The organism is uncultured Citricoccus sp., assembly GCF_937871995.1.
GTDB lineage: Bacteria > Actinomycetota > Actinomycetes > Actinomycetales > Micrococcaceae > Citricoccus.
This window is the reverse complement of record NZ_CALMQR010000147.1, coordinates 18,062-27,317: the sequence shown is the minus strand read 5'-3', so window position 1 is coordinate 27,317 and position 9,256 is coordinate 18,062. Positions and strand designations below refer to the sequence as shown.

4 protein-coding genes are annotated in these 9,256 nt (G+C 73.4%); 2 read left to right on the top strand and 2 right to left on the bottom strand.

Translation table 11 applies throughout. The features are described 5' to 3' along the window. Nucleotides 1-234: 234 nt before the first annotated feature. Complete coding sequence (locus tag Q0283_RS16790; protein WP_298045741.1) at nt 235-4,383, bottom strand: DUF4011 domain-containing protein; 4,149 nt, start codon at nt 4,381-4,383, stop codon at nt 235-237. A 154-nt stretch (nt 4,384-4,537) separates the two neighbouring features. Beyond that, nucleotides 4,538-6,148, bottom strand: coding sequence for a glutamine-hydrolyzing GMP synthase (gene guaA, locus Q0283_RS16785; protein WP_298045740.1), 1,611 nt, complete (start codon nt 6,146-6,148; stop codon nt 4,538-4,540). Between the two features lie 48 nt (nt 6,149-6,196). On the opposite strand from guaA, the gene Q0283_RS16780 reads away from it, so the two are divergent. Further along, the gene (locus tag Q0283_RS16780; RefSeq protein WP_298045739.1) at nt 6,197-7,597 is read left to right on the top strand and encodes an MFS transporter; all 1,401 of its coding nucleotides are present in this window, start codon (nt 6,197-6,199) and stop codon (nt 7,595-7,597) included. A 478-nt stretch (nt 7,598-8,075) separates the two neighbouring features. Next, complete coding sequence (locus tag Q0283_RS16775; RefSeq protein ID WP_298045742.1) at nt 8,076-9,248, top strand: M24 family metallopeptidase; 1,173 nt, start codon at nt 8,076-8,078, stop codon at nt 9,246-9,248. The last annotated feature ends 8 nt before the right edge of the window (nt 9,249-9,256 follow it).

Here is a 9,256-nt window from a genome sequence, read left to right as displayed (position 1 = left end):
TCCAGGATCCAGCGGTCGCGCTCGGACAGACGCGGAGCCGGTGTGGACGTCGGCGTGGATCCCTGCCCGGCGGACCGGCCCGGCGACGACCGGTCCCCGAGCGGGAGACCGTCCAGCTGCGGCTCGGGCCCGTCGGCGCTGGCCGGCCCGGTGCCCGGGGCGTCGGCCCGACGATGTCCGGCCCGGCCCCCGCGGCGCCGGGGCGTGGAGCCCGCGGCGCCGGCGGGCGAGGGGTCAGCGGGAGTCAACGTCGTGGCCGGCCGGATCGAAGACCGAGGAACCTGCGCCCGAGACACCCTCAGGGGCAGGGTCCCCGGCCGCGTGATCGTCTTCGGAACCCCCGGAGACGACGGTGAGGTGCACGACGTTGTCCAGCTCGGGGGCGGAATCCCCTGCGTCCACGCCGTCGGCATCGGTGTCCGGGGCCTCGGTGTCGGTCTCGGCCTCGGTGTCGGTCCCGGCCTCGGTCCCGGCGGTGGCGCCCGTGCCCGCCCTGTCCGCCGACGTCGGGGAGTCCGCCTCCGGGCCGTCCGGTGCGCCCGTCGACGCGCTCACCGGCGCGTCCTCGGGCACTGCGGCGGGGATCGCCCGCGCCACCGCGCGCGGATGGAGGCCGTCCTCTGAGAGGACGTCACCGGGACCGTCTCCGGCCGCCGGCAGGCCCAGGATGGACGCCACCGCCTCGGCGCACCCGGCTGGGTCGGCGAACACGTCGATGGTCCACAGCGGGTAGTACTGCCAGCCGCTGCGCTCGAGTTGCTGGGGCCGCTGACGGGACCGCTCCCGCACGCTCATCCGGCGGTAGGACTCCGAGCCGTCGGAGATCAGCGCCACCGGGGCGGTCCGCTCGGCCGCGGCCTGGCCGTCCCAGGACGGAGTGCCCAACGGGTTCCACACGGCCAGGTCGATGCTGCCGCCGAACTGCGGCACCACGGTCCCGTGCCGATGCTGCAGGCGGTCCGCGAGGTCGGCCACCAGCGGGTCATCCGGCCGCGGGTGCGAGACGTGGCCGCCGTCCTTCAGGTAGGTGGCGAGCAGCCCGTAGAAGTCGGCGGCGCCGTTGCCCAGGCGTGTCGGGTCCAGGTCGTCGGGGTGGACGCAGGTGAGCACGTGCAGGTGCTCCCGGGCGCGGGTCATCGCCGTCGCGTACAGTTCCCGTCCCCCGGCCTCGGAGAACGGGCCGAAGTGATGCACCACGCGGCCGTGCGGGGTCCGGCCGTATCCCAGCGTGAAGACGATGTGGTCCCTGACCACGCCGTGGGCCCGGGCCATCGGCGCCACCACGAAGGGCTCCTCGGCGCGGGTGAAGAACGGTGCAGCCCAGGGGTTGTTCGGCAGGTTGAGCCGGATGGCCTCGGCGACCCGCCGGGCATGCAGGGGGCTGGCGGTGACCACGGCCAGGGACGAGTCCGGCCGCTTGCGGATGTGCTCGAAGACCAGGTCCATGGTCCGGTTCACCTCGGCCACGGTGGACTCCACGCCCTCGTCCCCGGCGCCGGGCATGCCCGTGCCCCCGGGCAGGAACTCCACCCGCACGGGGTGGTCCGAACCGGTCAGTTCGGCCGCACCGGGCAGCATGTCCAGCTGGCCGTCGTACAGCTGGTCCCCGATCAGCCGGGTGAGCCGGCGCTCCAGGCCCCGGTGCATGATCCGCAGTTGCACGCTGGGCAGCACCCGGATCAGGGCGGAGAAGGCGGAGTCGACCTCGCGGGGAGAGTGCACCGTGGCCGTCGGGTCCACCGAGACGTTGAACGGCTTGGGCGACCCGGAGGTCCCGTCCCCGAACGCGACCACCTGACGCCCGCGGCTGATCGCGCCCAGGGCGGTGCTCAGGGCCAGCGACTCGGCGTCGAGCAGCAGGACGGTGTCGAAGCCCAGGTCCACGGGGAACTCGGCCAGCGCCAGTGGCGAGGTCGTCCAGACGGGCACGAGGGACTGCAGCAGTCCGGGCTCCAGGGCGGCCAGGGTCTCCGGGTCGGGGTTGCCGTCCTTGAGCAGGCCACGCAGCACCCGGGCCGAGGCGCGATGGTAGGAACTGGCCTTCTTCCACTGCTGGGACAGCGTCCAGTTCAGCCGCTGGCTGCCGGTCTCCAGGTGGGTGGCGTCCGCCAGCCGGTACTCGGACTCGATGCGGCGCAGGGAGGCGGCGTCCGTCATGGCGAGGTAGTCGTCCCCGGAGATCATCGCCTCCAGGGCGGACTGCCACCAGGCCAGCTCCAGCTCGGATCGCAGTTGCCCCACGGGGACCTCGCGCTGTTGCAGGTCCGCCGTGAGCTCCTGCAGTCCGTGCTCGCGCAGCTGGTCGCCGACCAGGGTGCGCTCGGGCAGGGTCTTGAGGGTCTCCTGGTCCGCCACCAACCGGTCCAGCACGGTGCTGAGCTCGTCCACGTGCAACCGGTCGAGCCGGTCCGCGTCCCGGCGCGGCTCCGCGAGCATGCGTTGCAGGCGCCCGAGTTCCCCGGCCACCTCCTGGCCCTTGGCCGACAGCGCCTCGAGCCCGGACGGGACCGAGGGGTGGCGCTTGGAGACGGCCCACTGGGCCCACTCCGCTCGCTGGGCCTGCACCTGGACGAGGGACTCGTGCAGGTCCGCCACGTGCATGCCCGGACGGATGTACTCCTTGGCCACGCGGCGCAGGCGGGAACGGGTCATGGAGGACATCTCCACGCCGTGCTGCTTGCGCCACTGGCCCGAGGCGGTGGCCGAGATCAGGTCCGTGACGGGACGGTCGAAGATGTCCGGGGTGAACTGGTCCAGGGAGGTGCGCACGGCCGACATCACCTGGATCTGGCGCACCCACTCCGCGAACGTGGACCCGGGACGCAGCTGGGCCTGCTCGGTCGCGTTCTCGAGCTGCTCCCGCAGCACCGGCAGGGCGGCGGCGAGGTCCTCGGCCAGGCCGTACGCCTCCTCGGTCTCCTGGACGTTGCGCAACCGTGCCCCGTACCAGGGGCTCTCCGTGGAGGCGCGGGAGAACGCCCCGAGCTCCCCGGCGCGGATGAGCTTGGCCGCGGTCTCCTCGCGGTTGACGGTCGCGTCCAGCACCGAGCGCTTGAGCCGCACCGTGGTGGACGGCGCCGGATCCAGCGCGGTCAGGGCCGCCAGCGACTGCATGGCCTGGAACGGCGAGCAGCCCCAGCGGTCCCGCGTGTTGTGCAGGCTGCGCAGGTGGTCGCGCAGTTGGTGCCGGCGCTCCACGAGGGTGGCGTTCAACCGGGTGGTGGCGGGCTCCTGGGCGCGCTCCACCCGCAGCAGGGCGCGGATCAGCTGGCGGCGCAGGGACTCGGGGGTGGCCCCGGCCGGCAGGTCCAGGGCCAGGCTGTCCAGCTCCACCGAGCCGAGCCGGCGGCGGAAGTCGTCCAGGGTGGCGGTCCGCTCGGCCACCACGAGCACCCGCTTGCCCGCCGCGGCCAGTTGCGCCACGGCGTTGGCCGCGGTCTGCGTCTGCCCGGTCCCGGGAGGGGTGACGACCACGAGGTCGTGGCCGGCGGCGATGTGGTCCAGGGCCTCCTGCTGCGAGGGATCGGCGTCCAGCACCAGCGTCTCGTCCCGCGGGTCACGCTCGTCCAGCGGCGCCAGCCCCGTGTCCGTGAGCTCGCCGCGGCGCGGCACCATGCCGGACCCGGCGTCGTACAGCGCCGCGACCACGGGGTGGGTGGAGTCCACCACGTCCACGGAGGCGGTGTCCGCGAGGTCGGCGAAGGTGGAGACCAGCAGCCGGTTCTCCACGACCAGCCCGCGCAGCCGGCGGGCCTCCGAGCGCAGCAGCTCCAGGGCCGGCATCGGCTCCAGCTTGGCGGTGGCGTAGGCGGCCCGCAGGTAGTCGTCGGCGTCCAGGGCGATCCCGAAGGTGTCCCGGAAGTACCGCGCCAGCGCCGGGTTGAGCCGGGCGCGTTCGGTGATCTGGACCTCGTAGTCGTCCTGCTCGCTGCGCAGGGTCAGGGTCAACCGTGCCAGCAGCACCGGAGCGGACATCTGCGTGGAGCGGCCCTCCTCGATGGTCCGCCAGGTCGCCACGCCGGTGGCGAGGTAGCCGACGTCGACGCCGCGGTCCTCGGCCAGCTCCTGGATCTTGCCGCGCAGCTGCCGGGCCGCGCCGCGGGCGGCCACGAACTGTTCCTGGTCCCGCAGCAGGGTGGACAGCCGCGTCTTGCGTCCGGACAGGAACTGGGACAGGCCCGAGGGATGGGAGTGGGTGATGTCGATGCTGTTCGCCGAGGACGGGGCGAACCGCAGCATGGTGTCGTTCTCGGTGCCCGAGCCCAGGGAGGCCAGCCAGACCGGGAAGGTGGGACGGTCCTCGGAACCGGGGGCGCCGCCGTCGGGGGTCTCCGCGTCCGGCCGTGGTGCCGCAGGGCTCTGGGTTCGGTCCTGCTCAGTCACAGTTGTCCTTCCTGCCGCCGGCCGCGCTCCCGCAGCCCACGACGACGGCGGGCGGCAGGGCGCCGGGGGTCACCGATGCTTGCTTCCACGGTACCCAACGGCACCGACGATTCCGTCGAGGACGGCGGTGTGCCCCACCGCCGTCCTCGACGGCTCACTCCCACTCGATGGTTCCCGGGGGCTTGCTGGTCACGTCCAGGACCACCCGGTTGACCCCGTCCACCTCGTTGGTGATCCGGTTCGAGATCCGCGAGAGCAGGTCGTGGGGCAGCTGTGCCCAGTCCGCGGTCATGGCGTCCTCGGAGGTGACGGGCCGCAGCACCACGGGGTGGCCGTAGGTGCGGCCGTCGCCCTGGACGCCCACCGAGCGCACGTCCGCCAGCAGCACCACCGGGCACTGCCAGATGTGGCGGTCCAGCCCGGCGGCGGTCAGCTCGGCGCGCACGATCGCGTCGGCCTTGCGCAGCAGGTCCAGGCGTTCCTTCGTCACCTCGCCGATGATCCGGATGCCCAGGCCGGGGCCGGGGAACGGCTGGCGCCAGACGATCTCGTCCGGCAGGCCCAGCTCGTGGCCGACCGCGCGCACCTCGTCCTTGAACAGGGCACGCAGCGGCTCGACGAGCTCGAACTCGATGTCCTCCGGCAGCCCGCCCACGTTGTGGTGGCTCTTGATGTTGGCGGTGCCCTCTCCCCCGCCGGACTCGACGACGTCCGGGTACAGGGTGCCCTGGACCAGGAAGCGCACGTCCTTGGCGTCCGGGTCGTGGCGGGACTCCTCGATGATGTCCGCCTGGGCCCGCTCGAAGGTGCGGATGAACTTCTCACCGATGATCTTGCGCTTGGTCTCGGGGTCGGTGACGCCGGCCAGGGCCTCGAGGAACACGTCCTCGGCGTCCACCATGACCAGCCGGGCTCCGCCGCTGGCCCGGCCGAAGGCCTTCTCGATCTCCTCGGACTCGTCCTGGCGCATCAGGCCGTGGTTGACGTAGACGCAGGTGAGCTGGTCCCCGACGGCCCGCTGCACGAGGGCGGCGGCCACGGCGGAGTCGACGCCGCCGGACAGGCCGCAGATGGCGCGGTAGTCACCGATCTGCTCGCGGATCAGCTCGACCTGCTCCTCGATCACGTTCGAGGTGGTCCAGGACTGCTCCAGCCCGGCGCCGCGGCGCAGGAAGTTCTCCAGGACGTCCTGGCCGCGCTCGGTGTGGCCGACCTCCGGGTGCCACTGCACCCCGTAGATCCGCTTCTCCGGGCTCTCGAACGCGGCCACCGGGGCACCGGGGGTGCGCGCGGTCACGGCGAACCCGGGAGGGGCCTCGGACACGGCGTCGGAGTGGCTCATCCACACCACCTGGTCCACGTCCTGGCCCTCGAGCAGCTCGGAGGTGGGGCTGATGGCCTCGAGCCGGGTGGAGCCGTACTCGCGGGTCTCGGTGTGGGCGACCTTCCCGCCCAGCGCCTGGGCGATCGCCTGGAAGCCGTAGCACAGGCCGAGCACGGGCACCCCGGCCTCGAGCAGCTCGGGGTCGAGCCGGGGAGCGCCCGCGGCGTACACCGAGGAGGGCCCGCCGGAGAGGATGAGGGCGGCCGGCTTGCGCGCGAGGATCTCCTCGGTGGCCAGGGTGTGCGGGACGACCTCGGAGTACACGTTGGCCTCGCGGACCCGGCGGGCGATCAGCTGGGCGTACTGGGCACCGTTGTCGACCACGAGGACGGTCGGGAAGTCGGCGGCGATCTGCGGGTTGTCAGCCTGGGTGGAAGTCACCCGTCAAGGATAGTCCAGCGCGGGACCGCCCCCATCTATCGTGGTGCCGTGAACGAGAACGCGGGGACCGACGTCGTACCCCTGAACCCGCGGGCCCGCGAGGCCCAGCGCCACACCGTGGCCGTGCTGGGCACCGCGCAGGTGTTCTCCGGCCTGGGCAACGGGGCCACGCTGTCCCTGGGATCGATCCTCGCCGTGGACCTGTCCGGGGCCGAGGCCACCGCCGGGCTGGTCAACACGGGGATGACGCTCGGATCCGCGGTGGTGTCCATCCCGCTGGCCCAGCTCGCCCTGTCCCGTGGCCGGCGGGTGGCCCTCGGCGCGGGACTGGCCGCGGGCCTGGTCGGCCAGGCCCTCATGGTCACGGCGGTGCTCGCCCGGGCGTTCCCGGTCCTGCTGCTCGGCGCGTTCCTGGTGGGTTTCGGGGCGGCCGTGAACCTGCAGGCCCGGTTCGCCGTGACCGACCTGGCTGAGCCCCGGCACCGCGGGCGCGACCTGTCCCTCGTGGTGTGGGCGGTGACCGTGGGAGCCGTCCTCGGCCCGAACATGGTGGGCCCCGGCGCGGTGCTGTCCGGGTGGCTGGGGATCCCCGCCCATGCCGGGCCGTTCCTCATCTCCGGTGCCGGCATGCTGGTCGGCTGGCTGATCATCCTGCTGGGGCTGCGCCCGGATCCGCTGCTGCTGCGCCGCGAGCTGGAGGGCGTCCCCGAGGGTCCGGACCCGGACGCGTCCCGCCGTCCGGTCGGGCCCGGGACCGGGACGGGAGGCGTGGAGACCGTCGTGGAGCCGGTACCGGTGGTGGCGCGCACGGTCCCGGGCAACCGCTGGACCGCCGGCTGGCACGCCATCCGCCGCCATCCCTCCGCGCTGGCCGCGCTGGTCTCGGTCATCGCGGCGCACGCGGTGATGGTGGGGCTGATGTCCATGACGCCCCTGCACCTGCAGCACCAGGCGGGAGTGGCCAGCAGCGAACTGGGCCAGCACCCGGACACCGTGGTGCTGATCGGCTTCACCATCTCCCTGCACGTGGCCGGGATGTACGCCCTGTCCCCGCTGATGGGCGTGCTGGCGGACCGGTTCGGCCCGGCGCGGATCGTGTCCGCCGGACTCGCCACCCTGCTGGCCGCCACCGCCTTCACCGGCTTCCTGCCCGGTGAGCACTGGGCCGTGGTGACGGGGCTCGTGCTCCTGGGGCTCGGCTGGTCCGCGACGACTGTGGCCGGCTCCACCCTGCTGGTGGCGGCCCTGGCCCCGCAGGAGCGGGTACCGGCCCAGGGCTTCTCGGACGCGGCGATGTCCCTGGCGGCCGCGGTCGGCTCCGTGCTGGCCGGGCTCGTGATGGGCTGGATCGACTACGCCGGGCTCTCAGCGCTGCTCGGTGCCGTGGTGCTGGCGTCCCTGGCCGGCGTCGTCGCCCTGGTCCGCCGCCAGCCCGCCCCGTCCGCCTGAGGGCACGCGGCCGCCTGAGGGCCCGCCGCCAGCCGGCACCGGCCGCCTGAGGGCCCGCGGCCGGTGGAGGCCCCGCGGCCTGGCCGGGCGAGGCCCGGCTCCCGGGGACGGGCCGATCCGAGTGGTGACCGAGTGTGCCGCGACGGCCTCCGGGACCGAACGGCCGGGGTCGACGGTGGCCCGCGGGCCCTCCGGGGCCGCCGCGGCGTCCCCGGTCCGCCGAGGACGGGTGGTGGTCGAGTAGCCGTCCCTGCAGACAAACGGCCCGCCGGATCCTAGAAAGTATGACGTGCTCAACACTCGTCTGCACCGCGTCCTGTCCCCGGACACCGGTGCCACCGCCCCGCCCGTCTCCCTGCCGTCCCTGGCCGCGCCGCCCGCGACCGCACCGTCCGTGACCGCGCCGCCCGCGACCGCGCCGCCCGCGACCGCGCCGCCCGTGACCGCGCCGCCCGCAGACCCCGACGTGCGCGTGCCGATGTTCTCCGCCGCCGAGTACGGCCAGCGGTTGGCGGCGGTGCGCGAGCGGATGGCCCGTCAGGGCCTCAGCGCGCTGGTGGTGACCGATCCCGCGAACATCTTCTACCTGAGCGGTTACGACGCCTGGTCCTTCTACACCCCGCAGATGCTCTTCGTCCCCGCGCAGGGCGAGATGCTGCTGTTCCTGCGGGAGATGGACGCCCAGGGCGCGTTCCGCACCTCCTGGCTGCCGGAGGACCAGATCATCGGCTACCCGGAGCAGTACGTCCACCAGCCCCACGTCCACCCCTTCGACTGGGTGGCCGTCGCCCTGCGACGGCGGGGACTGGTCGCACCGGCCGCGACCGGCTGCATCGGCCTGGAGATGGACGCCCACTTCTTCGCACCGAAGGCCTACCGCGCCCTGGTCAACGCGCTGCCCGAGTGGACCCTCGTGGACAGCTTCGAACTGGTCAACTGGGTACGGGCGGTCAAGTCCGAGGCCGAGATCCAGTACATGCGCACCGCGGCGCGCGTCACGACCGCCGCCATGCGGGCGGCCATCGACGCGATCGAGCCCGGGGCCGCCCAGCACCTCGTGGCGTCCAGGATCGCCGCCGCCCAGGCGGAGGGCGACGGGGAGGCCTGGGGTGACTTCCCGGCCATCGTCCCCATGCTGCCCACCGGCCGGTCCGCGGACACCCCCCACCTGACCTGGTCGGACCGCGTCCTGGGTGAGGGGGACGCGGTCGTGGTGGAGCTGGCCGGAGCGCACCGGCGCTATCACGTGCCCCTGGCGCGCACGGTGATGCTCGGCACTCCCCCGAGCGAGCTGCTCCTGCTGGAGGAGGCGGTCGCCGCCGGTCTGCAGGCCGTGCTCGACGTCACCGCCGCGGGCGTCCCGGTGAGGGAGATGTCCCGCGCGTGGAACCTGACGCTGGCCCAGTACGGGCTGGAGAAGCCGAGCCGGCTGGGGTACTCCATCGGCATCGGTTATCCCCCGGACTGGGGCGAGCGCACCGTGAGCATCCGCTCCGAAGACGAGAACGTGCTGGCCGAGAACATGACGTTCCACCTGATCTGCGGGATGTGGATGACCGGCTACGGCTACGAGGTGTCCGAGTCGATCCGCGTCACGGGCACGGGAGTGGAGACCTTCACCTCCTTCCCCCGGCAGCTGGTCAGGAAGTGATCCCGTGA